This is a genomic window from Mucilaginibacter sp., assembly GCF_965225845.1.
In the GTDB taxonomy this organism is placed as follows: Bacteria; Bacteroidota; Bacteroidia; order Sphingobacteriales; family Sphingobacteriaceae; genus Mucilaginibacter.
Genome location: NZ_CBDDBL010000002.1, coordinates 2,336,068 through 2,359,952 on the forward strand (window position 1 = coordinate 2,336,068; position 23,885 = coordinate 2,359,952).

Sequence of the window (23,885 nt, forward strand, 5' to 3'; positions counted from 1 at the left end):
CGAAAATTAAGAAATTACCGACATATGCGTTTATTTAATTAATACATTCTCATTAAAAATTTGTTTCTTGTAGGTGATTAATCCTTAAATATCATGCACAGAAGAAGTTTCCTTAAAACCGGTACAATCGCCGGTGTATCCTTATCAGCTATTAGCTTAAACGCGGTTGGCGCTCCTAATCAAATCAAGCCAGAAAACGAATTGAGCTTAATTGATTTTGAGCTGGATGAAGCTACGGTGACCAGCTTGCAGCAGGATATGAAAAGCGGAAAATATACGTCACGCACGATTACTCAACTGTATCTTAAACGCATTGCCGCAATTGATAAAAGCGGCCCAAAACTCAACGCGATAATATCGCTTAATCCGGACGCGCTGCACACAGCCGAACAAATGGACAAGGAACGGGCAGAAGGCAAAGTACGAGGCCCATTACACGGCATACCGGTACTGATAAAGGACAATATCAACACCAAAGATAAAACCCCAACTACGGCAGGCTCATTAGCGTTGGCTGATAATTATGTGGATAAGGATGCATTCATTATTAACCGTTTGCGCGAATCAGGGGCTATATTATTAGGAAAAACCAACTTGAGCGAGTGGGCAAACTTCCGTTCAACCCGTGCGTGTAGTGGCTGGAGCAGCCAGGGCGGGCAAACCAAATCCCCTTATATTTTAGATCGAAACCCAAGCGGTTCAAGCGCGGGGACGGGATCGGCCGTGTCGGCAAATTTGTGCGCTATAGGGATCGGTACCGAAACTGATGGCTCTGTGGTATCGCCTTCATCTGTTAATGGCATTGTTGGTATAAAACCAACGGTAGGGTTATTGAGCCGTACGGGCATCATACCCATATCAAAAACGCAGGACACTGCCGGGCCAATGGCACGCACGGTTACCGATGCAGCCATTTTATTAAGTATATTGGCAGGAATGGATAAAGATGATGTTTATACCATTAAAGAACCGGGAGCAGATACGGAAGGTGATTATCGTTTAAACATAAAACCTGTAAAAGATTATACTCAATTTTTAAACAAAGACGGTTTACAAGGCAAGCGCCTGGGTGTTGAAAAATCAGCTTATTCCGGCAACCCGGATATGGAAGTGATTTTTAAGCACGCCATTGATGTTTTAAAAAGCAAAGGAGCCATTATTATTGATATTGAGCTTGTTGATCAGTTAAAACCCATTGGTGGTGACGAATTTACCGTATTGCTGTATGAGTTTAAGGATGGACTGAACAAGTACTTGTCAACAGCTAATTCCAAAATGAAATCATTAGCCGACGTAATGGCTTTTAATATTGCTAACGAAATCAGGACAATGCCCTTCTTTAAACAGGAAATAATGGACCAGGCGCAGGCAAAAGGCGATCTGAATAGTAAAGAATACCTGGATGCTGTAGCAAAAACGTCAGATGGAACCCGCGGAATAATTAATAAAATCATGCTACAAAATAACCTCGATGCTATTATTGCCCCAACAAATGGTTTTGCCTGTACAATTGATTTGGTAAACGGCGATTATGATAACGGTTTCGGATTTTCAACACCGGCGGCAATGGCAGGTTATCCGCATATTACGGTACCTATGGGCGCCACGCATGAGCTGCCAATTGGTTTGTCTTTCATCAGCACCGCATATAAAGAGGCCGATATTATTAAGCTGGCTTATGCTTATGAACAGGCATCGCAAAAAAGGGCAAAACCAATATTTAAGGTTGATCTGTTAGGTTAAACGTAAAATAAGTATTACCAAAAGCCTTATTTATAATTAAATAGTAAAATATAGTCCATAAATAATAGCTTTATATTTTAAAGCTGTAGAATGAGGAATTTAGTACCTGTTTTTATTATTGGTATAGTGATGCTGTTGTTACTGAATGCTTGTAATAAAGAGAGCGTAACTACCACTTCAACCGGTGGCTCATATTCCATGAAATTTATTTATAATGATACCACAGCTAGTTTTAACACTTGTACAGTATCAACTGTGATCGAAGGTAATGTTCCGTCAGAAGTGCTTATTTCCGGCTTTACCACAACCAATAATAAAATCACCGGTAAAAGTTTTGAGCTCGACCTTGTTGCCGATATCGATAGCTTAAAAGCCGGCCAAGTATTTCCCGCAGCTACTACCATTAACCAATTACATAGCTCAACATTATACTTCTTCCCTGATTCTTTAAGAACCTATACAACTCAGGTTGCAAAACCGATAGGTTCCGTAACCATTACAAGTGTTACCTCGTCCGAGATCAAAGGCACTTTCAACGGTGGTTTATATGGCTGGCAAGACGAATATGCTGAAATTTTAGATTACAACATCAGCGGCGGAACTTTTGTTGCCAGACGATAATATGAATTGCCCCTAACCCCAATAAGTATTATCTTGCCAAAAAAATAAACCATGGAATTTGGCAGAGTAACACCCGGGGAATTAGAGGAAGCAGATTTCACCTTACCGCCCGACCAGGAACTAACCATACAAACACTTCAGGCTGCAAAAAACGACAAACCCTTCCGGGTGCATGTTGGCTGTGCCAAATGGGGCCGAAAAGAATGGGTGGGCAAAATATATCCGCTTAAAACAAAAGATGCCAATTTTTTGGATGAATATGTAAAGCATTTTGATTGTATTGAACTGAATGCGACCTTTTACAATGTTTACCCGCCGGCTACCATTAGCAAATGGAGAGAAAAAGCTGATAGCAACCCTGATTTTAAATTTTGTCCTAAGTTTTCGCAGAGCATAAGTCACATCCGCAGGTTAAAAAATGCGGATGATGTAACCACGGTTTACTACGAAGGTATTATGGCATTCGGCGATAAACTGGGACCACTTTTTTTGCAACTGAGCGATAATTATACACCGAAAAGTTTCCCGGAACTGAAAGCTTATTTGGAAAGCCTGCCTACCGATATCCCCGTATTTGTAGAGTTAAGGCATAAGGAATGGTTTGCTGATGTGCAAGTGCGTACGCAGGTATTTAACTTGTTTAAGCAATTGAATATTGGCGCGGTAATTACAGATGCCACCGGCCGACGCGATGTGGTACATATGGAATTACCAACCCCGCATGCTTTTATCCGTTTTGTAGGAAATAGCTTGCATCCATCTGATTACGCACGTTGCGATGAATGGGTAGCGCGTATTAAGCAATGGCGCGACATGGGCCTGCAATCAGCCTGGTTTTTTATGCACCAGCATGATGAACGGTATTCACCTGAATTAGCGGATTATGTGGTGGAAAAGTTAAATGCAGAGTTAGGTATGCAATTGCTACGCCCCAAATTTATCGACAGGGATAAACCAGCGCCGGGATTATTCGGGTAATCTGAACTATGATTTAAGGATTAAACGATTTTTATGATGATGTGCCCTTGCATCTTGAAAATCAAATAAATCCGTTTAATCCAGGTTCAGGCTTATTGCGTTACCAACCCTGATATCACATTAATGCTCAAAGCCACAATAGCCGTATTAAACGCGAAAGAGATCAGCCCGTGCAACAGGCATAAACGGCGGATATTCCTATCGGTGATCTGAACATCCGATACCTGGAATGTCATTCCAACTACAAATCCGAAGTAAATAAAATCAAGAAAATCGGGGTCTTTCGTATCCGGAAAGTCAAGTCCGCCACCTTTTTTAGTGCCCCCATCGTCTGTATCTGTGTCGTAGAAAATGTGAGCATATCGTAACGAAAACACGGTATGTACCAGCCACCATGACACAGCAACGGCACCCATAGCCAATAAAATATGCTCATTTTTGCTAGTCTCTGAAATCCCTTTAGGTGATTTTAACAGGAAAACAATTGCAACCAAACTAACAATTGACGCGATTATAATAAATACAAAAAGAAATGTACGACTGGAATCCTGCAATTTAGCGATCTTTTTAACCTCCCGCGGGTGAGAAGTAAAAATGATGATCCAGTTTAAAATAATGATGGTTAGTGCACAGCCGATCCAGATTACGAGGGCAAGTTCAGGGGCACTAAGCCTGTTCCAAAAACAAAAGCAAACTATAATGCCAACCACTATGGCCATCATCAGGCGGTAATGTGCATCTATCTTATAAAAAAAACGTTTGTCGGTTGGTATTGCATTTGCCATATACTTTATTAATTTTCTTCGATGATCTCAATAACACGGCCCACCTGCCCGTCTTCCAACCTTACCTTTATCCCACGCGAATGATGCGACGCACTCGTCAGCAAGTCTTTCACAAACCCGCGCGTACGCTTGCCCGACCGCTGATCCTTTTTCAGGATGATGTCGACTTCCAATCCGGGATAAATATCTGCTCTGTTTTGGCCGTTCATTAGCTTACTAATTCTTTAATTGCTTGCTTCACTTTGTTAAAATCGAAACTGCCTGCTAATTTATAAAAAGCTTCCTGAATATGGTCATTACCTAAATTTCCGATACTTCCTTCGTGGGTATGGTTAACTTTTTTGTCAGGGTTAAACTCGCCTTTCTCAATAGCCAAACCAACTTGCTTGTATGCATCACGGAATGGCGTGCCGCTTAAAGTTAATCGGTTTACCTCTTCAACACTAAACAGGTAGGCATATTTTGGATCATTCAGTATATCAGTTTTAACTGTAATATTTTGCAGCATGAAGGTTGCCATATGAAGGCAGCTTTTTAGCTCCGTAAATGCGGGGAATAACAACTCTTTCAACAACTGCAACTCACGGTGATAACCTGAGGGCAGGTTGGTGGTCATCATGGCTACATCATTTGGCAAAGCCTGAATACGGTTGCATTTACCGCGCATAATTTCCCAAACATCCGGGTTCTTTTTATGCGGCATAATGCTGCTTCCGGTAGTTAAATTATCCGGGTAGCTTACAAAGGCAAAGTTTTGACTCAAATATAAAGCCTGATCCATAGCCATCTTAGCTAAAGTAGCCGCGATAGAAGATAATGCCTGCGCGATAATGCGTTCTGTTTTACCCCTGCCCATTTGGGCGTATACCACGTTATAATTCAAACTATCGAAACCTAATAATTTGGTGGTCAAAGTACGGTTTAACGGGAATGATGAACCATAACCAGCAGCCGAGCCCAAAGGGTTTTTATTAGTGATCTTATAAGCGGCTAAAACAAGTTCCAGGTCGTCGCTTAGGCTCTCTGCGTAAGCGCCAAACCATAAGCCAAATGACGATGGCATGGCTACCTGCAAATGCGTATAGCCTGGTAAAAGCACGTGTTTATATTTTTCGCTCAGCTCAATCAACTGGCGGAAGAGTAATTCAGTTTCCTCAACCACCTGTTGCAGTTCATGGCGGAAGAAAAGTTTCAGATCAACCAAAACCTGGTCGTTACGCGAGCGGCCGCTGTGGATCTTTTTACCGGCATCGCCAATGCGCTGGGTCAGCAGCATTTCAACCTGCGAGTGAACGTCTTCAACGCCCGGCTCAATTGTAAATTCACCTTGCTCTATATCTTTATAAATAGCTTTCAGTTCGCGCTGTACTAACGAAAGGTCCTCGCTGCTCATCAATCCAATGCTCTCCAGCATTTGGGTATGTGCCAGCGAACCCAATACATCAAAAGCCGCCATCTGGTGATCAAATTCCGTATCGCGCCCAACGGTAAAGCTTTCTACCAGTTCATTAACATTTGTAGTTTTTTGCCAAAGCTTAGTCATAACGCAAAGATGCTATAAATATTTTTATTGATACTTAGGAAAGATGTAATAGTCGAGACTATTGATTTTTAAGGCTTAACTTTATGAATTAAAACTAAAAAGTATTATTTCAATACCGATATGGTTGGGGTTGTTGAACCAATATTCGTAAAAATAAATTTGTTGTGTTGGACTTCTAAAATAAATGAGTTTGTTTTTAACCATTTTATAAATTTTAAACCAGAAATTTCACCGGTTAATTTAAACGATTGCCAAAAACCATCTATATCAATTTGTCTACGGCTAATTATTTTAACATTACCACCCTCCCCACCTACAGTTAAAGTCTCAATTATTACATTATCATATATTTCAGATGTACATATCAAAACTCTATATACCTTGCCATTGTCATCAACCTCACCTTCATTAAGATATGAGATAGCCGAATAATAATTTTTATGAGAAACATCCGAAGTTTTGATATTTAAACTTTTATTTTGAGCATACATGTTTAATACCCAAAATATCAAAAAAATAAGCAAAAAATTCTTTTTCATTATGATTGAATAGTAAGAACTAAATTTAACTAAATATTAAGAATTAAGTAGTTATAATAGACTATATCAAACGTTCTAGCATCTTCACATACAACTCAATACCTTCCCTGATCTCATCTACATAAACAAATTCGTCAGCAGTATGTGACCTTGCAGAATCCCCCGGGCCAACTTTGATGGACTGTATATCCAGCAATGATTGATCTGAGGTGGTTGGCGAGCCATATGTTGTTCTGCCTAAAGCAATACCCGCCTGTACAATCGGATGATTTTTATCAATGGATGACGGTTTTAACCTAATCGATCTCGGTTTAACATCACATTTCACATGCTGGCGGATGATTTCCAGTACCTCTTCATTTTTATAAGCATCAGTTACCCTTACATCAACGGTAAATACACAGCTTGCAGGTACCACATTATGCTGCGAACCTGCGTTAATTATAGTAACCGACATCTTGATCGGCCCGAAAACTTCAGATTCTTTTGGGAACCTGAATGTCCTGAACCACTCAATATCCGGCAAGGCATTGTAAATGGCATTTTCGCCTTCTTCACGCGCGGCGTGTCCGGCTTTGCCATGTGCGGTACAATCCAATACCATTAAACCGCGCTCGGCAATGGCTAACTGCATCAGGGTTGGCTCACCAACTATACCAAAATCAAGCTGACCCAGTTCAGGGATGATCAATTCCAGACCGTTAACTCCCGAAATTTCCTCTTCAGCAGTGGTAGCCAGGCAAAAGTTATATTTAAGATTTTGCTTGTCATAAAAATAAAGAAAAACCGAGATCAGCGATACCAGACAGCCACCGGCATCATTGCTGCCCAGGCCGTAAAGCTTGCCGTCTTCTATTTTTGGCTCATATGGGTCACGGGTATAGCCGGAGTTTGGCTTTACTGTATCATGGTGCGAATTAAGCAGTATGGTAGGCTTTGAATCGTCGAAATATTTGTTCCAGGCCCAAAGGTTGTTTAGTTTGCGGTGCATGGTAATACCGCGTTCCTGCATAAATTCATGTATAGCATCGGCAGTTTTATCTTCTTCCTTACTAAAAGATGGTATCGAGATGAGTTGTTGCAGCAGCGCGACTGCATCTTCAAAAAGTTTTTCTGTTTCGGTCATAAGAATGTGTGCGCAAAAATAATGTTTTTATGAGCATCGCCACAAAATCCAGTGTGATTATAATATTACAAATCCGGAAAAACGATTTAGGTAAGATTTATTAAATTGCGTGCATGAAAACTACCTCAATTATTGCCCTACTGTTTTTATGCTTTGCGATGAGCTCAAAAGCGCAAAAAACAACTACCTACAACAACCACGGTTATAAACTGATCTTCGTAAATTACGATGCCACGCTTGACAGTAACGAGCAGGCCCGCATGGTAAATACATTTTATATTGTATATCCCCGGCTTGCTAAAACTTATAACCCAAAAACACTTAAAACGGTAACAATAGTTATTGATACCACCTACAAAGGTGTTGCCGAAACTGCAAATGGCAAAGTGACCGTTAATTATCTGTGGATGCACAAGCACCCGGAAGATATTGACGTAATAACCCACGAGGTAATGCACATTGTGCAAGACTATGGCGATAGCAGCGGCCCGGGCTGGTTAACCGAAGGCATTGCGGATTATGCCCGTTACAAATTCGGTATTAACAATGCTGCTGCAAACTGGAAACTGCCTGAATATAAATCCACCCAAAATTATACCGATGCTTACCGCGTAACTGCCCGTTTTTTGGTTTGGATAGAGAAAAACTACAATCCTAATACCGTAAAAACATTTGATGCGCAAATGCGCAAGCATACTTTTACCGATGCATCGTGGCAGCAGGTAACCGGCAAATCGCTGGATGATCTTTGGAAAACTTATATCGCTAACCCGGTGATATAACCGAATTAAGTAATAATTGTCATTTCGAACGAGGAACGAGAGAGAAATCTCCTGCTTAAGCATAGCAGCAATGCGTGTCGGAGAAGATTTCTCCCTCTGGTCGAAATCACAATTAGAGTTTATGGATTTTTTCTATTTTAGTGCATGCTTTTCACCGAAGACTTTTTGCACTATGTATGGAAATTCAGGCTGTTTGATAATAATGATCTGAAAACGGTCGACGGCGAAGCGATACACATTTATTCTGCCGGCATCCATAACACCCATTCCGGTCCGGATTTTACCAATGCCCGTATTAAAATTGGCGATACGACCTGGGCGGGCAATGTAGAGATACACGTACCATCGTCCGACTGGCGCAAGCACAATCATATAACTGACGAGGCATATAAAAATGTGATCCTGCACGTGGTTTACCGTGATGATGAACCGGTAATTACGCCCGACGGGCACAAGCTGCCCACGCTGGAACTGGAAAACCGTATTTCGCCCGACTTGTACAATCGTTTTCATTCGCTGGTTTATGGAAACCAGAGCATCATTCCTTGCGAAGGTTCAATAGGCCATGTTGATGAAATGACCATCCGCACCTGGCTTACACGTGTTTTAATTGAACGTTTGGAAAAACGCTCTGAAACGGTGATCAGCGCACTCAATAATAACCGCGGCGATTGGGAAGAGACCTTTTACCAGTTCCTTGCGGCTAACTTCGGCTTTAAAACCAATGCGTTGCCGTTTGAAATGCTGGCAAAATCACTACCTCAAAACATCCTCGCAAAGCACAAAAATAACCCAATGCAAATTGAGGCCCTGGTATTTGGACAAGCCGGATTTTTGGAGGGAAATATTTTGGATGATTATCCGCAGAAATTAAAAAACGAATACAACTTTTTGCGCAAAAAGTATAGTCTCACCCCTATCGAAAACCATTTATGGAAATTTTTGAGGATGCGGCCGCAGAACTTCCCCACCATCAGGCTGGCACAATTTGCAGCACTGATCGTTAAATCAAACCATTTATTTTCAAAGATCCTGGACATTCGCGAGGTTAAAGGCTTGCGCGACTTATTCACCGAGATAAAAGTAAATTCATATTGGGAAGATCATTACCGTTTCGATGTAGCATCTAAGCCGTCATCAAAAAATTTAGGGCAATCATCGGTTGATGTACTGTTACTGAACACTTTGGCTGTATTTTTGTTCAGTTATGGCAAGCACCTGAAATTGGAATATTACATTAACCGCAGCATGAAGCTTTTAGATAATCTGCCCAAAGAAGAAAACAATATTATAGCAGATTTTGACGTTTTGGGTGTGAAAATTAAAACTGCGTTTGAATCGCAGGCACTATTGGAGTTAAGGAATAATTATTGTAATTTTAAAAAATGCCTGCAATGCGGCATTGGTAACAAAATACTGAAACTGGCCTGATATGTTACAGCGGATATTAACTTTTTTTGAACGGTATTCTTTTGGTGTTTGTACCTATTTAGGCGAGCGCTTTAATATATCTATCAACAAGATCAGGTTGTTTTTTATTTACTCATCCTTTTTAGCTGTTGGCTTCCCGCTGATATTCTATTTCTTCGCCGGTATTGTGCTTGATATCAGGAACTATGTAAAACGGGTACACACACGTGTTAGCGACCTATAATAGGGATACGCTGCGAACCTATAAATTGCAGAACGTTGAAAGCTGCCTGCTTCTTTATAAATTCGCTTTGTATCCCAATCTCATTTTATAAGACCCTCTTTTTACAATTTAGTTGCACTAATTTTAAAGCTATGTACTAACTTTAATTAAAAACGATTTAATAACATCTAATTAAAACTAAGCCGCCGCATTAACGGTTTATACTATCTATTATACATACACAGCTAACATGGCTTTTATTGACTATTATAAAATTTTAGGGCTCGATAAAAAAGCATCAGACAAAGACATTAAAAGTGCCTACCGCAAACTGGCCCGCAAATATCACCCCGACCTTAACCCTAACGATGCCGAAGCAAACAAGAAGTTTCAACAACTGAATGAAGCCAATGAAGTTTTAAGCGATCCGGAAAAACGTAAAAAATACGACCAGTATGGCGAAAACTGGCAGCACGGCGAAGCTTACGAGCAACAGGCTCGGCAACAGCAACAAAGCCGCCAGCAAAGTTATGGCGGCGCGCAGGGATTTGATTTTGAAGGATTTGGCGGCGCAGGTGCAGGTGGTGAGGATTTTTCTGATTTCTTCCAGTCGATGTTTGGCGGAGCTGGTGGTGGTTCACGTTCAGGCGGAGGCCGGAGCCGAGCCGGGTACCGCGGGCAGGATTATAATGCCGAACTGAAACTAAACTTGCGCGATGTTATAGAAACCCAAAAGCAAACCATTACCGTAAACGGTAAAAACCTGCGGATAACCATACCAGCAGGTGTTGAGAACGGCCAAACCATAAAAATTTCCGGCCATGGCGGACCAGGTGTTAACGGTGGCCCGGCAGGCGATCTATTTATAGCATTTTCAGTGGCAAACGATCCAAAATTTAAACGAAACGGCAATGATCTGCAGTCGACTGTAAAGATCGATCTATATACAGCGGTTTTAGGCGGCGAAATTACTGCTGATACTTTAACCGGCAAGGTAAAACTAAAAGTACCTGCAGAAACACAGAATGGCACCAAAGTGAAATTGAAAGGTAAAGGCATGCCTGTTTACAAAAAAGAAGGCCAGTTTGGCGACCTGTACTTAACGTACGAAGTGGAAATCCCAACCAACCTAACCGACAAGCAAAAAGCTCTATTTGAAGAATTGGCTAAATCCTGATATTAAATAAAAGAAAATGGCAACAGATAGTTTAATAGCGGCAAATGATTTTTGTGTGTATTACAATGTTGAATACACTTTTATTAATTCCCTACAGGAAGCAGGATTGGTACAGATCACCACGGTAAATGAAACCACTTACATACCCGAAACCGAACTGCAAAAATTGGAAAGGATGATTCACCTGCACCACGACCTGGAGATAAACATTGCAGGTATCGAGGCTATAACCCATTTGCTTGGCCGCATGGAGGAGATGCAGGAAAACATGCGCATCTTAAAAAATCAACTCCGAATATATGAACAGGATTAATAAGACATATTTACCGTTTTCCGCCCAAAAAGCTAAGCAAGGCTTGCTGGGTAAATTCGGATAGTACCAGTTCGCCGCTGATGGCAGCGCGCTCAGTTAAAAGTTGATCCCAGTTTTCGGTACCTTCCCATAATATTTGTTTCAGGCCCGATAAGGCTTCCGGGTGGTAGGATGCGAGTTTGCCTGCAAGCTCATTTAAAGCTTGGTCTAAGGCAGGTATATCAGCATAAACCTCGTTATACAGACCATGTTCCCTGGCCCATAGCGCTGTTTGAAAATCAGTAGCACGGATTGTAAGCTGTGAAAATGCAGGCAATCCTATTTTACGGGTTACTGCGGGTGATATTACGAACGGCCCTATGCCAATTGCCAGCTCACTTAATTTAATGGAAGCGGCCTCGGTTGCCAGGCAATAATCAGCGCCGGCAGCAAGCCCTACCCCACCACCTACAGCTTTGCCCTGTACCCTTACGATTACTATTTTAGGTGATTTTCTACAGGCGTTGATCACATTAGCGAAACCTAAAAAGAATATGGCACCTGCTTCTTTATCTTTTATCTGCAGCAACTCATCAAAGCTGGCACCGGCGCAAAAAGTACGGTCGCCTTCACTTTTAAGCACGATAACGCGGATTTGCGGGTTACTACCGGCTTCATCAATTTTAGTTGTCAGCTTCTGCAAAATAGCAGCCGGCAAGGAGTTTTGTGCCGGATGGAAAAAGCTAATAGTGGCCACACCGTTAGTGCTGATAGTTAATGATACATTTCCATTATCTGCTGACATAATCAAGGATTGATTTGCAATATTAGCAATATTTATCTCTTAAAAATTATCGCCGTAATCAGGCTTTAATCAATGGCAGATCAAAATAAAAGGTCGAGCCTTTGCCAGGTTCACTTTGAACGGCAATTTTGCCATGATGTGCTTTGATGATCTCAGTAGAAATATACAAACCCATGCCTAAGCCACTGGTCATAAATTTTTTATCTTCAACCCTGTAAAAACGTTCAAAAATGCGTTCTATCTGTTCAGCTGAAAGCCCGATACCAAAGTCAGTTACCGAAACCCTAACCATATTTTTATGCAACGAAGATGTAATGATCACCCTCTTTCCTTCCGGAGAATATTTTACCGCATTATTGATCAAATTCATCAAAACCTGCTCCAAACGCTCAGGATTAGCGTTAACTGTATAGCTTGTATGTGCTTCATTTTCAAATGAAAATTGCGGGTATATGTGCGCGGCATTTTCAATGGAAGCGCTGATCAACGCGGCAATATCAATTTTATCAAGTCTGTATTCCAACCGGCCGGCCTGTATTTTGCTTACATCCAACAAATCATTAACCAAATGCTGCAATTTGTTGATGGCTATATTGGCTTTGTCAATATAGGTTTTAACCACGGCTGGTAATTCCTCTCGCTTGTAGGATGCAATAAGTTGTAAGTATCCCTTTAAACTGGTTAACGGCGTTCTCAATTCATGACTGGCGATACCAATAAACTCATCCTTGCGCTCCATCTCCCTTTTTTGGTCTTCAATATCAGTCGCGGTGCCCACCCATAAAACTATTTCACCGGTATCATTTTTCAATGGAATTGCCCGGTTCAAATGCCAGCGGTAAATGCCCTCGCCATTTTTGTATCGGTTTTCAACTTCAAATATTTGTCCATTCTTTAAGGCATGGGTATATTTTTCAATGGTGATTTCCAAATCATCTGGATGAATAACCGTTTGCCAGCCAAAATCCTTGGTTTGTTCAAAATCGAGCCCGGTATAATCAAACCATTGTTTGTTGTAAAAATTTATTTTACCACTTGGCAAATTTGTCCAGGCCATTTGCGGGATGTTATCTGCCAGCAACCTAAAGTGCTCCCTACTGATCAATAACTCATTGGTACGTTCCTTAACAGTATCCTCCAAATCATCATTCAATTTTTTGGTCGCATTTTGAGCAATCTCCAATTGTTCATTTTTTTGCTGGAGTTGTTTTTCGGTATCCTTTTGAATGGTCAGGTCGGTCAAAATCAAACTTAAAGCTATGCCCTCATCAAGATCAAGTGTATTACATGATAAAAGGCATGGTATATTTTTTCCGCTTTTGCTTTTAAGTGTTATTTCTTCTTTAGAATCCTCTTCCCAGCCATTATCAATAAGTTCTTTATATTTTAGTTTAGATTCCTGCGGGATAAAATCGTCAAAAGGCAATCCAAGTACTTTTTCTAATGGGATATCTACCATTGTTGCAAATCTTGAATTGCTATATAAAATCAACCCGTCGCGGTTAAGGGTTACAGCACCCTCAATCATTTTTTCAATAAAAACACGATACGTTTGATCTGCTGTTTTTAATGTATATAACTGGTGCCCGTTATCTCCCTCTACAACAAAAGCATCAACCTGGCCGGTACGTATAGCATGAATAGTATCTGTTGATTCTTCCAGTTGTATTTTAAGCTCATTAAATTCGCTTAAAAGTTGTTCGTATGTTGGTGTAACTTTGTCCATTAATTAGCATTCTTTAACCCAAGTCCTACCAGCACCTTATCCATGTCCGACATATCGCCTATCAACCTCCGCACCGGGTTAGGCTTTACTTTAATCAGCATCGGTAAAGCTATTACCTGCTCTTTTTCAGCAACAAGGGGTTGCTGGTAAATATCTATAATTTCCAGTTCGTACCTATCTTTTAAGTAAGTTTCGCATATACTTTTTATATTTTCTATTGCGCGTGTAGAATTTGGCGAGGCTCCTGTTACAAATAATCGCAACATGTAAACCTGCTCCTCATCAATTTCATCATAACCGGAATATTGCTCTGTCATGTTTATAGGTTATGCCGGCCTAATATTTAAGCCAACCAATACTTTTTCTTCGTTTGACAGATCACCAATAATTTTTCTTATTGGCTCCGGTACTTTTCTTACGAGCGTTGGAATAGCGAATATCTGGTCGCCCTCGGCAAGCTGCGGCTGTACCAAAAGATCGATCACTTCAATTTTGTATTGTCCTTTTAAATGCTCCTCGCAATATTTTTTCAGGTTTTGCAGCGCTGCAACAGATTTTGCTGTTTTACCTGCAATGTAAAGCCTTAATTCATATTTTTTATCTGCAGTCATGTTTCTACGATATTCTTTTAATTACCCCTTTCCACCTCGTTTGTGTGTTATTTCATTGCGGGTTTTGTCGGTTACTTGTTTTATTAATTCTTCTTCCTGTGATATCTTGTTCAATTCTTCTTCTACAGATTCAAACTCCGTTTGCAGGCTTGATATTTTAGCCTCAAGAACTTTACGCTTACGCGATATTTCCCTGTCTTTGCGTCCAAATGCATAATCACGCAATACTTCGCCGGTTTGTTCGTGCAGTATCTGTGCCTCTCTTGCCGACCCTGTCAACACCCCGTCTGGCCCAAGGTAAACGTCAACCAGGTCAAGTCCTTTGTCAGTAATTACAAATTCCCGTACCTGGTTTGAATGCTTCATACCGCGAGATTTCATGATGTACATGCCGCGGTTACGTTCGCCATTATACTCAATATCACGTACCATAAGCCAGGCATCTACTAACGATGACACACCCTCGTCAGTTTGATCGCTGATGATCGTATTTAAGGTAAGCGCGGTAAACATTACGGTAACCTGTTCCTCTTGCAGGAAATCAATTAAACGAATCAGCATCGATTTAACCTCGCTAACCGAGCCAACAGTGATCAAATTGGTAATAGGATCCAAAATAACCGACTCCGGCTTAAAGCGTGTAATCTTTTTATACATGGCAACAAGGTGCATCTCTAAACCATACAAGGTCGGCCTGGATGCAAAAAATTCCAGTAAACCGCTATCTATGTACTGTTGCAGATCAACACCTATAGATTTCATATTCCGTATGATCTGGCTTGGTGATTCTTCAAAAGCAAAATAGATACACTTTTTTCCTTGCTTACAGGTCTCACTGGCAAAATAGGCCGCAATACTTGTTTTACCGGTACCTGCCGTGCCGGATACTAAAATACTGCTTCCTTTAAAAAAACCTTTGCCATCCAACATTTTATCCAGCGAAGGTATGCCCGAGGTTATCCTGTCTGATGATACCGGTTTTTCTAATTTTAGCGATGTTACGGGTAACACAGATATTCCTTCTTCGTCAATCAAAAAAGGATACTCGTTAGTGCCATGTACCGATCCGCGATATTTAACTATTCGTAAACGACGGGTTGATATTTGATTGATAACGCGATGATCTAACAAGATCACACAATCCGAAACATATTCTTCTAATCCCTGGCGGGTTAATTTACCCTCACCACGTTCACCGGTAATTATGGCGGTAACGCCTTTCTCTTTTAACCAGTGAAACAGGCGACGCAATTCTGCACGTAAAACAGTTTGGTTTGTTAAACCCGAAAATAGATTTTCTAAAGTATCTAATACAACACGTTTAGCGCCAATACTGTCAATGGCATAATTCAATCTTATAAATAAACCATCCAGGTCATACTCCCCGGTTTCTTCTATTTCACTGCGGTCAATATGTACGTGATCTATTTTTATTTTCTTCTCTGCCTGCAATTTATCTAAATCAAACCCTAAAGAGGCTACGTTCATAGCCAGTTCTTCAGCTTTTTCTTCAAAAGCCATAAATATGCCGGGCTCATCAAACTCAAGCGCTCCGCGGATTATAAACTCAAGCGACATTAAAGTTTTGCCGCAACCAGCATCACCACAAACCAATGTTGGCCTGCCTTTAGGTAATCCTCCCTCTGTAATTTCGTCTAGCCCGACAATACCTGTTGGAGTTTTAGGTAATGTTGGATGATTTTGCGATGCTTGTTTTTTGGCCTTACTCATTTTGGAATAAACTTTAATAAACGATAGTAGCTGATGACAATAAATTTAAAGCCGTAAATACTAAGTGCATATAATTTAAATAAGTGTTAAATTGTTTTTACTGTGAATAATTATTATAATATTTTTACAGTACTTATTTAAACAGTTTAGCAAAGCTTGATTTATATTTACAGGATGATTTTACTACCATATTTTCATTGGCAATATAGCGCATTATTATATTTATAAATGAAGTATCTTACAACTACAAATTGTGTAAATTAAATCAGTCTTATTATCCTTTTGAACTAATTATCGTAATCACTCTATTTTATTCAAACGTTTACAGCTCTAATATGATTATTTTGTTTAAACCAATATCGCTTTTCAACCTGTAAAATGAGTACCAATCCACAGTTATCTTTTCTGGAAAACGAAAATATTTTCAGGACGGTGATAGAGGAATCACCGACGCCTGTGGGTTTATATGTAGGGCGGGAGATGATTGTGCAATTGGCTAATAATTCGATGCTGAGAACATGGGGCAAAGACGCTTCTGTGATCGGCAAAACTTATTATGAGGCTTTGCCCGAACTTGAGGGGCAACCCATTTTTAAAATTCTGGATGATGTATTCACATCGGGCATAGCGTACGAAGCAACCGAAGACCGTGTTGACCTGGTTGTTAACGGTGAATTGCAAACCTTTTACTTTAATTTTACATTAAAACCGCTTAAAAATCCTGACGGAACAGTTTGGGGCGTTATAAATACCGCCGCGAATGTTACCGAGTTGGTTGTAACACGGCAAAAACTGGCAGCATCAGAACAACGCATACAATTCTCTATAGACTCTGCCGAAATAGGTACCTGGGATATTGACCGGCTTAAAGGAACTATTGAATGGAATAACCGCTGCCGCGAACTTTATGGTTTTTTGCCAGGCGAGCATCCAACTATACGAAATGTACGCGATCACGTTCATCCTGATGATGCAGAACGGATAACCCAATCTGTAGTTGAGGCTGTAGATCCGAAATCGGGCGGAGATTATGATGATATATTCAGGATCATCAATATTGATAAAAAAACCACCTGGGTTAAGTGCAAAGGCAAGGCATATTTTAATGAAGATGGTGTTTGCTATCGTTTTGCGGGTACAACGCTTGATATAACTAAAGAAATAAAATTACGTGAGGAGCAGGAAAAGTTAATAGCAATAGTTGAGAATAGCACGGATGTTATAGGAATTGCCGATATGAATGCGAACTTAACGTACCTGAACAAGGCTGGTTATGATCTATTTGGATTTGAAAGCTATGACGAGGCTTTCAGATCGTCGGCTGATTACTATATGCCAAAGGATGCTAAAAAGCTATATGAAGAAGCTGTTCCGGTAGTGATGGAGAAAGGTCAATGGTCTGGTGAAGTAAACTATCGGCATTTTAAAACAGGCGAACCTATACCTGTTTATCTTAATATTTTCAGAATAAATGATCCGGAAACAGGTGAGCCAATCGGCCGTGCATCTACAGCCCGAGATTTACGACCTGAAAAATTTGCCCGTAACGAACAATCTAAATTACTTTCTCTTATCGACCACAGTTCTGATTTTGTTAGTTTATCAGATCTTGACGGTAATGTAAGTTATGTTAATGCTGCCGGAATGAAGATGTTGGGAATTGACTCTTCAGCCATTTTCAGGCATAATAGCGAATATATTATGCCCGGTGAACTGGATAGGCTGCGTAACAAGGTTAACAAAGCATTATTCGAAAAAGGGCGTTGGGCCGGAAATATCACATACCGGCATTTTCAAACCGGCGAACCAATACCAGTGCATGGTACAAGTATGCTCGTTTATGATGCAGCAACAGGTAAACCACAGGGACGGGCAAGCATAGCACGAGACTTAAGGCGTGAAATTGCCGACCAAAAAGCGCTTGCTGATAGCGAACATTTGCTTAAAAACATCACCAATGCAAGTCCTACCGCGCTTTGGATGTCAGACGATAAAGGTAGTATCACCTATACCAATCAGACCTGGGAAGACTGGACCGGGCAAACTTTTAAAGAAACGCTTGGCGACGGATGGACAAAATGTATTGTAAATGAAGACCGGCAGCGTGCAGGCGAACAGTTTATAAGAGACCTTACAGCGCGCAAGGAATATACTGTTGATTTCAGGATACGCCGTAAAGATGGCGGCATACGCTGGTGCATTGCTACAGGTAACCCTCAATATGACCAGGACGGAAACTTTAAAGGTTACATTGGCTCCTGCACCGATATAACAGAGAAAATACAGTTTGATCTGCAAATCAAAAAAACCAATGAGGAACTAAACGACCAGATACAGCAATTTCAATTTGTTACCGGTTTTATGCCAGTACAATTATGGACAGCAAATACCAAAGGCGAAATTGATTATGTAAACGAGCGCACATTAGAATACTTTGGTGTACCCGCAGAAAACATATTTGGGCCGGCATCGCAAAACTTTATCCACCCTGATGATTATGAAGCATGTATGGACGTTTGGGCCAAATCATTAGCAACCGGCAAGCCCTACCAGGTGGAGTTTCGTTTAAAGGATAAACACAATGTTTATAAATGGCACCTTGCGCGGGCTTTGCCTTTTTATAGCGATGGTGAAATTGTAAAATGGTTTGGAACCAATACTGATATTGACGATCAAAAACAACTGCAACGTCAAAAGGATGATTTTTTAGGCATTGCCAGTCACGAATTAAAGACACCTGTAACCAGTATAAAAGCCTACGCGCAAGTATTAGGGGCCATGTTAACCAAAGAGGGCGAAACAAAAAAAGCCGACATGGTTTTACGGATGGATGCCCAGGTAAACCGCCTTACCAATTTAATCGGCGATTTGCTGGATGTCACCAAAATAAACTCGGGCAGGTTACAGTTTAATAAAACCTGGTTCAACTTTAACCAGGCAATAAGTGAGACCATTAAAGATCTTCAGCATACAACCACTAAGCATGAACTAATTGAAGATTTTAGCGAGACCGGGCAGGTATATTCTGATAAAGATCGGATTGGCCAGGTGATCACTAACCTGATAACCAATGCCATTAAGTATTCGCCGCATTCCGACAAAATAATCATCAGTACTAAATTAGAGAACGAAGAGTTAATAGTTTGTGTGCAAGACTTTGGTATAGGTATACCAATGGATAAAGCCGACAAGGTATTTGAACAATTTTACCGCGTAAGCGGCAATAAACAGCATACTTTCCCCGGCTTGGGGTTAGGATTATATATATCATCAGAAATTATTAAGCGTGAGGGTGGCAGAATGTGGGTAAATAGCATAGAAGGAAAAGGGTCTACTTTTTGCTTCGCATTACCCGCATATGATTCATCGAATAAATATGAATCCAGCCTGATTACTTAATAATGATTTGATTTTTATTAGCCGAAACAAATGAGCTTAAAGCATAAGAAAATAATGATTGCGGATGATGATCCGGGAATTGTTGACGCTGTTGAAATGATACTGGAATTTGAGGGCTATCAAGTTACCTCGACGGTTGATGGCAGTACAGTTTTGGATATGAGGGATGAACTACCTGATTTGTTATTGCTAGATATCTGGATGTCGGGCGAGGATGGCAGGGATATCTGTAAAAAGCTCAAACAGGATCCGCTTACTAAAAAAATCCCTATTATTATGATCTCAGCAAGCCGCGACATCAGGCAATCAGCGATGGATGCGGGCGCGAATGATTTTTTGGCGAAGCCATTTGAGATGAATGAGCTTTTACAGAAAATTGAAGAACTCACCAATTAGCCTATTATACAATTCATTAGCTGTTTAATTACAGTATTACTAAAAACAATTAATTGCAGTGCCCGTTATAATTTATAACAAACATTTACTGCCATGGGAATTTTACAACATATAGAGCACCAGATATCAGCGCTTAACGACCTGATAAAAATAAATAATGATCGCATTACCGGCTACGAAAAAGCTATTGAAGGCACAGAAGATCCGACCTTAAAAAAACTTTTTGAGGATTATGCTGATGACAGCAAAAAATACAATTCCGAATTAAAAGATCATATACACGTTTTGGGTGGTGACCCTGCCAGCGGAACTACTATTGCAGGTAAATTTTACCATACATGGATTGATGTTAAAGCCAGGTTTACAAAAAAAGATGCGGTTTCAATTTTATCCGATTGCGAATATGGCGAGGATGTCGCTAACGCAGCTTACAGAAACGCGGCCGACGATAAAGAGTTAATTTGGAAAGACGAAACAGTGGTGAGTTTATTAAGCCACCATTTAAAAGAGCTTAAGGCCTCGCATGATAACATTAAAGCCTTGCGTGATGATGCCATTGCAAAAGCAGCGATAGCAAAATCCATTGAAAAAGAAACTTCAAAAATTGAAGGCTAACATAATTAAAGCAATTAGCTGTAGCCAATAAAAAAGCCGCTCCCAAAATTGGGAGCGGCTTTTTTATTGGAATTTTATTATTGTTGCCTACTTAAAATGCTGGCAAATTTACTTGTATAATCTTTATACTGTGCAGCTAATTTATTTGATGATGGTTGATGAGCGTCCTTAGTAAATTCAGCTAAGGCACCAATAATTTGTACGCCTATATTAATATCCCGCGGACTAATTTGATCGCTGTTATTTTGCAACAGGTAATAATTATAATCTAACTGATCAGTTAGGAAATCATCAATATCATTGGTGATCTTATTACCTAATACTATATCATTCAGTTTATAAGCAGCCTGGGCAAGGTAAAGCTTCCTGCCTTCCACATCAATGTACGGGTTTAGATCAGGCATTTCCTGATCGTATTTCTTTAATACATTTAAAGCAAGGTCAGGGCGGTTCTGCGCTATTAATCCCTGGGTCAAATCAAGGAAGGTAGTTAGCATTACCGGGTAAAACATATATACTGATTCATGATCAAGGTATTTGGCAGTTTTAAAATTACCCCATTTAAACTTGTTAATCACATTATCATACATCACCATTGGGTTAGTTTTTTCCGCACCGCCTTTTTCGGCTGTATCCGGTGTAAACGGTATCAAGTGATAAACAAAACCTTCTTTGTACAGGTAAGGCTGTAAACCTATCAGATTTTCAGGGCCAACTGTTACGGTAAAACAAATAGGGCGTTTCCAATGATTATGTGATAATATATCAAACATAGCCAGGTTATCCTTCATTACATAGTTTGATGTATATTTAAACTTCAGCGTATCTGTCAGTTTGCTACGCTGGCTATCAGGCACAACGCCATTTTTGATGACCTCGTCTTTATTAATAGTGATCTTGAAATTCTTGGTAGGTAAGTAATTGGCACTTTCGCCACTTTGATACTGTACCATTGTAGCCGGGTTATCTGATGATATAAAATCAAATACATCACTCAATTCTGTATATCCCGGCACTTTTCGGTCATCAAAATAAATTACGTCGCGCACACCATCTTCATACTTTTCAAAAGGCATGGTTATAGGCAATGGCGCCGACTCATTCATTTTATGTGTCATCTGTTTAATATACCAGTCGCCGGTGAACAAACTCAGGTTCACTATGCGTACATCCGGCCTTATGCCTTCAACTTCCTGGTCATACCATAACGAGTAAGTATCATTATCGCCGTAGGTAAATAATATCGCATTTTTAGGGCATGATATCAGGTAATTATAGGCCATATCATGCGGGGTCATTTTAGTTGAACGGTCATGGTCTTTCCATTCTTCTTTAGCTAACACAACCGGGCCCGCCAATAAACAAACAGCAGTTGCAGCAAAAGCCGCTGTTTTCGCGCTGATCTTTTTTCGGAGCAGATCAGCAATAGCAATTACGCCCATACCTATCCAGATAGAGAATGCATAAAATGATCCGACATAGCTATAATCACGCTCACGTGGCTGTACCGATGGCTGGTTTACATACATAATGATCGCTAAACCTGTAAAGAACCATAAAAGGGTTACCACCAGGGCATCTTCCCTGCGGCGGTTAAAATGGAATATTAAACCGAATAAGCCAATTATTAAAGGCAATGCAAATAATGGCGTATAAGTTACTCCTTCTAAAGGCCTTGAGGGATCGCCACCAACAATTGATTTTGGTAAATGCTTACCACCATCAAATATGCCCGATGTCCAATTACCATCAACACCTGCCATATTACTTTGTCCGTCGGCATCGCTGTAACGGCCTACAAAGTTCCAAAAGAAATAACGCCAATACATCTGGTAAATTTGCCAGCTGAACAGGAATTTTAAGTTATCTGAAAAATTCGGAGCTTGCCCGTCAGGTATCCTCAGCCATTCTTTATAAAATTCAGGGTCTTGCCCTTCAGAACTATAAATACGTGGTAATATAGTTGTATGGTCGTAAACCAGGTTTTGCTTTTTACCAGATACCTCATATTTGGTTTTTCCCTTGCGGTAAATGGTAGCACCTTCGGTTTGATCTATTGGTTTCGCATCAAAATATGGGCCGTATAACAATGGTGTTTCGCCATATTGCTCACGGTTCAAGTAGCTGTTTAAGGTAAATGCATTATCAGGGTGGGTGTTATCCAGGTCAGGATTAGCAGTAGCCCTGATCGGGATATAAGCAAATGAACTATAACCAAAATAAATAAAGGTACAACATAAAAATGCCAGGTTAAGTATTGGCTTTTTGTATTTAACACTATAATATATACCACCTACAAGTACGGCGATCAAAAGTATGAAGAATACAAGCGCTCCGCTACCAAAACCAAATCCCAATGTATTAACGAAGAACAGGTCGAAGTGAGCCGCACCCACAACAGTGTAGTTTCTGATGCCATATTGAACAAATACTAATATTACTATACCAACTAATATGGCTAAAAGTGCATTCTTTAAAGTGATTTGCCTTGTTCTGCGCAGGTAATAAACCAAAGCCAGTGCAGGTATGGTTAATAAGTTTAATAAGTGGATACCAATAGATAAACCAATTACATAAGCTATAAATATGATCCATTTATCGGCACCCGGCTCATCTGCGTGAGCATCCCATTTCAATATCGCCCAAAATACCAGCGCGGTACAGAATGATGACCAGGCGAAAACGATGGTTTCAACAGCCGAGAACCAAAAGGTATCGGTATAAGCAAATGCCAAGGCACCTACTAAGCCAGCACCCATGATCATGTATAATTTTGACTGATCTGCATCTTCGCTTTCCTTATAGGCAAGTAATTTTTTAGATAGCGCGGTTATCGACCAAAACAACAGCATAATTGTACCGCCACTTGCCAATGCCGAACCCATGTTGGTAAAAAATGGCACTTTGGTGGTATCGCCCAATGATAATAGAGAGAAAGCTTTACCGAGCATAGCAAATACCGGGTAACCAGGCTGGTGAGCTACTTGTAAGCGATAGGCGCAGGAGATGAACTCGCCGCAATCCCAAAAGCTCACTGAGGGTTCCAGCGTCATGATATAAGTAATTGAGGCTATAGCAAAACATAACCAGCCTAATAAATTATTAATTTTCTTGTATTGCATGTATAAGGAATTTAAAAGCAGGGGTAAATATCAGCATTTTTATAGCTTATTTTTAAAAAATTGCTCGTGTAAAAACTGTATTTAACAGTAATTAACTTTTTAGTTTTAATAAAGTGCGAATATCATAATTTTTTTGAGGCTTACTTAATTAAATATTTCATTTATTAAACACTGATTTGTATGCTATTAAACAGATAAAAAAAGAGGGATAGACATACACTTGCCTAATAGGGAACAATTTTTTACCTATACCAAGATTAA

At 40.3% G+C, this 23,885-nt stretch carries 22 protein-coding genes; 11 read left to right on the forward strand and 11 right to left on the reverse strand.

Annotated elements, in window-relative coordinates:
- Nucleotides 1–93 precede the first annotated feature (93 nt).
- From ACYZ0U_RS14630 to ACYZ0U_RS14640, 3 genes are all read left to right on the forward strand, one after another.
- Nucleotides 94–1,743, forward strand: coding sequence for an amidase (locus tag ACYZ0U_RS14630; RefSeq protein WP_461453280.1), 1,650 nt, complete (start codon nt 94–96; stop codon nt 1,741–1,743).
- A 90-nt stretch (nt 1,744–1,833) separates the two neighbouring features.
- A complete protein-coding gene (locus tag ACYZ0U_RS14635) occupies nt 1,834–2,364 on the forward strand; it encodes a hypothetical protein (RefSeq protein WP_461453281.1) in 531 nt (176 codons plus the stop codon).
- A 51-nt stretch (nt 2,365–2,415) separates the two neighbouring features.
- Nucleotides 2,416–3,342, forward strand: a complete 927-nt coding sequence (locus ACYZ0U_RS14640; RefSeq protein ID WP_461453282.1) for a DUF72 domain-containing protein — start codon at nt 2,416–2,418, stop codon at nt 3,340–3,342.
- Between the two features lie 92 nt (nt 3,343–3,434).
- On the opposite strand, the gene ACYZ0U_RS14645 is transcribed toward ACYZ0U_RS14640, so the two are convergent.
- From ACYZ0U_RS14645 to ACYZ0U_RS14665, 5 genes are all read right to left on the reverse strand, one after another.
- Nucleotides 3,435–4,127 (reverse strand): DUF1345 domain-containing protein, encoded by a 693-nt coding sequence (locus ACYZ0U_RS14645; RefSeq protein WP_461453283.1) that lies wholly within the window; start codon nt 4,125–4,127, stop codon nt 3,435–3,437.
- 8 nt (nt 4,128–4,135) lie between these two features.
- The gene (locus tag ACYZ0U_RS14650) at nt 4,136–4,336 is read right to left on the reverse strand and encodes a YwbE family protein (RefSeq protein ID WP_461453284.1); all 201 of its coding nucleotides are present in this window, start codon (nt 4,334–4,336) and stop codon (nt 4,136–4,138) included.
- Nucleotides 4,336–5,670 carry an argininosuccinate lyase gene (gene argH, locus ACYZ0U_RS14655; protein ID WP_461453285.1) on the reverse strand — a complete coding sequence of 445 codons (1,335 nt, stop codon included), beginning with the start codon at nt 5,668–5,670 and terminating at the stop codon, nt 4,336–4,338. Before argH ends, ACYZ0U_RS14650 begins: the two co-directional genes overlap by 1 nt.
- Before the next feature lie 104 nt (nt 5,671–5,774).
- Nucleotides 5,775–6,209: a hypothetical protein gene (locus tag ACYZ0U_RS14660; RefSeq protein ID WP_461453286.1), complete on the reverse strand. Its 435-nt coding sequence runs from the start codon at nt 6,207–6,209 to the stop codon at nt 5,775–5,777.
- 61 nt (nt 6,210–6,270) lie between these two features.
- Nucleotides 6,271–7,335: a M20 family metallo-hydrolase gene (locus ACYZ0U_RS14665; RefSeq protein ID WP_461453287.1), complete on the reverse strand. Its 1,065-nt coding sequence runs from the start codon at nt 7,333–7,335 to the stop codon at nt 6,271–6,273.
- A 113-nt stretch (nt 7,336–7,448) separates the two neighbouring features.
- On the opposite strand from ACYZ0U_RS14665, the gene ACYZ0U_RS14670 reads away from it, so the two are divergent.
- The 5 genes from ACYZ0U_RS14670 (at nt 7,449) to ACYZ0U_RS14690 (ending at nt 11,240) form a co-directional block, all read left to right on the forward strand.
- Nucleotides 7,449–8,117: a basic secretory protein-like protein gene (locus ACYZ0U_RS14670; protein ID WP_461453288.1), complete on the forward strand. Its 669-nt coding sequence runs from the start codon at nt 7,449–7,451 to the stop codon at nt 8,115–8,117.
- A gap of 144 nt (nt 8,118–8,261) precedes the next feature.
- Nucleotides 8,262–9,548: a DUF2851 family protein gene (locus ACYZ0U_RS14675; RefSeq protein ID WP_461453289.1), complete on the forward strand. Its 1,287-nt coding sequence runs from the start codon at nt 8,262–8,264 to the stop codon at nt 9,546–9,548.
- Nucleotide 9,549: 1 nt separating this feature from the next.
- On the forward strand, nt 9,550–9,771 hold the full coding sequence (locus ACYZ0U_RS14680; RefSeq protein ID WP_461453290.1) for a PspC domain-containing protein: 222 nt from the start codon (nt 9,550–9,552) through the stop codon (nt 9,769–9,771).
- Nucleotides 9,772–10,000: 229 nt separating this feature from the next.
- On the forward strand, nt 10,001–10,927 hold the full coding sequence (locus tag ACYZ0U_RS14685) for a DnaJ C-terminal domain-containing protein (RefSeq protein WP_461453291.1): 927 nt from the start codon (nt 10,001–10,003) through the stop codon (nt 10,925–10,927).
- A gap of 16 nt (nt 10,928–10,943) precedes the next feature.
- Complete coding sequence (locus tag ACYZ0U_RS14690) at nt 10,944–11,240, forward strand: chaperone modulator CbpM (RefSeq protein WP_461453292.1); 297 nt, start codon at nt 10,944–10,946, stop codon at nt 11,238–11,240.
- Nucleotides 11,241–11,250: 10 nt separating this feature from the next.
- Here ACYZ0U_RS14690 and ACYZ0U_RS14695 read toward each other — a convergent pair whose 3' ends face one another.
- The 5 genes from ACYZ0U_RS14695 to kaiC are packed head-to-tail and all read right to left on the reverse strand — an operon-like array spanning nt 11,251 to nt 16,092.
- Complete coding sequence (locus tag ACYZ0U_RS14695) at nt 11,251–12,024, reverse strand: enoyl-CoA hydratase/isomerase family protein (protein ID WP_461453293.1); 774 nt, start codon at nt 12,022–12,024, stop codon at nt 11,251–11,253.
- Nucleotides 12,025–12,082: 58 nt separating this feature from the next.
- A complete protein-coding gene (locus tag ACYZ0U_RS14700; RefSeq protein ID WP_461453294.1) occupies nt 12,083–13,750 on the reverse strand; it encodes a PAS domain-containing sensor histidine kinase in 1,668 nt (555 codons plus the stop codon).
- Nucleotides 13,750–14,067 (reverse strand): circadian clock KaiB family protein, encoded by a 318-nt coding sequence (locus ACYZ0U_RS14705; RefSeq protein ID WP_461453295.1) that lies wholly within the window; start codon nt 14,065–14,067, stop codon nt 13,750–13,752. Before ACYZ0U_RS14705 ends, ACYZ0U_RS14700 begins: the two co-directional genes overlap by 1 nt.
- 9 nt (nt 14,068–14,076) lie before the next feature.
- A complete protein-coding gene (locus ACYZ0U_RS14710; RefSeq protein WP_461453296.1) occupies nt 14,077–14,361 on the reverse strand; it encodes a circadian clock KaiB family protein in 285 nt (94 codons plus the stop codon).
- Between the two features lie 21 nt (nt 14,362–14,382).
- Complete coding sequence (gene kaiC, locus ACYZ0U_RS14715) at nt 14,383–16,092, reverse strand: circadian clock protein KaiC (protein WP_461453297.1); 1,710 nt, start codon at nt 16,090–16,092, stop codon at nt 14,383–14,385.
- Between the two features lie 378 nt (nt 16,093–16,470).
- On the opposite strand from kaiC, the gene ACYZ0U_RS14720 reads away from it, so the two are divergent.
- From ACYZ0U_RS14720 to ACYZ0U_RS14730, 3 genes are all read left to right on the forward strand, one after another.
- Complete coding sequence (locus tag ACYZ0U_RS14720; RefSeq protein ID WP_461453298.1) at nt 16,471–19,491, forward strand: PAS domain S-box protein; 3,021 nt, start codon at nt 16,471–16,473, stop codon at nt 19,489–19,491.
- A gap of 30 nt (nt 19,492–19,521) precedes the next feature.
- On the forward strand, nt 19,522–19,887 hold the full coding sequence (locus ACYZ0U_RS14725; protein WP_461453299.1) for a response regulator: 366 nt from the start codon (nt 19,522–19,524) through the stop codon (nt 19,885–19,887).
- A 93-nt stretch (nt 19,888–19,980) separates the two neighbouring features.
- Nucleotides 19,981–20,502: a ferritin-like domain-containing protein gene (locus ACYZ0U_RS14730; RefSeq protein WP_461453300.1), complete on the forward strand. Its 522-nt coding sequence runs from the start codon at nt 19,981–19,983 to the stop codon at nt 20,500–20,502.
- A 77-nt stretch (nt 20,503–20,579) separates the two neighbouring features.
- On the opposite strand, the gene ACYZ0U_RS14735 is transcribed toward ACYZ0U_RS14730, so the two are convergent.
- Complete coding sequence (locus ACYZ0U_RS14735) at nt 20,580–23,624, reverse strand: protein O-mannosyl-transferase family (protein WP_461453301.1); 3,045 nt, start codon at nt 23,622–23,624, stop codon at nt 20,580–20,582.
- Nucleotides 23,625–23,885 lie beyond the last annotated feature (261 nt).